At 66.1% G+C, this 1,284-nt stretch carries 1 protein-coding gene; it reads right to left on the reverse strand.

Features of this window, described 5'->3' with window-relative positions:
- Positions 1–1,284 (reverse strand): non-ribosomal peptide synthetase (locus J6497_RS40585; RefSeq protein WP_225709737.1); only part of this gene is annotated, 1,284 nt, incomplete at both ends.

Here is a 1,284-nt window from a genome sequence, read left to right on the forward strand (position 1 = left end):
CACACACCACATAGGCAACCAGCCGCGGCTCGCCGGCGCGATCCTCGCGCGCCACCACCACCGCATCGCGCACCCACTCATGCTCGCAAAGCCGCGCGGCGATCTCGCCGGGCTCGATCCGGAAGCCGCGGATCTTCACCTGGTCGTCGTTGCGACCCAAAAACGCCAGATTGCCGTCGGGCAGGTACCGCGCCAGGTCGCCGCTCCGGTACATCCGCGCCCCGACCTCGCCGCTGAACGGATCGGCCACAAACCGCTCCGCCGTCAGCTCGGGCCGGTTCAGATAGCCACGCGCGACGCCGGCGCCGCCAATGTAAAGCTCGCCGACCGCCCCGAACGGAACTGGCGCGCCATAACCGTCCAGCAGATACACTCGCGTGTTCGCGATCGGGCGGCCAATCGTCTCAACGACAGTGTCTCCCCTTCGCATGCAAACCCAGGTCGAGTACGTCGTTGTCTCGGACGGAGCGTACAGATTACAAACCGTCTGGACGCGGCTGCTCTCGAAGATCTTCTCGATCAGACCTGCCTTCAGCCGCTCGCCCGCCAAATTGATGATGCTGGTCGAAGCCGGCACCGCTTTCTGGTCGACCAGAGAAGCGATCGCCGAGGGCACGGTGTTGATCATGGAGACATCCAGAGACCTCTCGGCCAACGCCAGCGCTGTCTCGACAAGGTACAGCGTGCTTCCTTGCGACAGTGGAACGAAGCACTCATAAACCGACAGATCAAAACTGATCGAGGTGGAGAACAGCATGCGGCTGATCTCTGACGGCGCGAAGGCTCCGCTGCTCCAATGCAGCAGGTTCACGCTGCTCGCATGCTCGATCATCACGCCCTTGGGCGTGCCTGATGATCCCGAGGTGTAGATCACATAGGCGAGATGGCGCGAGCTCAGGCCGAGCGCGCGCGGATCGGGATCGCAGGCGGGCAGCTCGGCCCAGGCCGGCGTCGCCGTCTCCAGATCGACCACTGTCACGTCCACCAGCGTATCGGCGCCCAGCGCGGCGCGCCCCGCAGCATCGGCCAGCAGCAGAGGCGGCGCCGCGTCGTTGAGCACCTGTCGCAGCCGCGCCGACGGATAGGCCGGATCCAGCGGCAGATACGCCCCGCCCGCCTTGAGGATCGCCAGCACCCCCACCACCATCGCCACGCGGCGCTCAACGCAGATCGCGACCGGCTGATCCGGCCGCACCCCGCGCCCGATCAGATGATGCGCCAGGCGGTTGGCCCGCGCATTGAGCTCGCCATAGCTGAGGCGTTCGTCCGCATCGACCACCGCCA

The organism is Bradyrhizobium cenepequi, assembly GCF_020329485.1.
Taxonomy (GTDB): Bacteria; Pseudomonadota; Alphaproteobacteria; order Rhizobiales; family Xanthobacteraceae; genus Bradyrhizobium; species Bradyrhizobium cenepequi.